This is a genomic window from Xenorhabdus miraniensis (assembly GCF_002632615.1).
On record NZ_NITZ01000133.1, the window covers coordinates 1 to 249 of the forward strand.

1 pseudogene is annotated in these 249 nt (G+C 52.6%); it reads right to left on the reverse strand.

The features are described 5' to 3' along the window. Positions 1-249: pseudogene (locus Xmir_RS22435) on the reverse strand (DNA primase); the annotation flags it as partial.

A 249-nucleotide genomic window follows, 5' to 3' on the forward strand; every position in this document is an offset into this window, starting at 1 on the left:
CAGACAGCGGTTCAGCAGCTCTTCATCCACATCAATGGCGGTGGTGGTTAACATCAGCATCACCGGGCCTTTTACCGTGTAGCTTTTGGTGACCAGTGTTCCGGTCGTCTCATCCTTGCCCGTGCTCGCCATCGTTAATTCGCCATCACTTTGCAACAGCTTGAGCGCATAGGCTGCCTGCCGTACCCCTTCTTCTTCCGCTATCGCCAAAATCTTATGCTGGAGATTGGTTTCACCGAGGTAAAACAG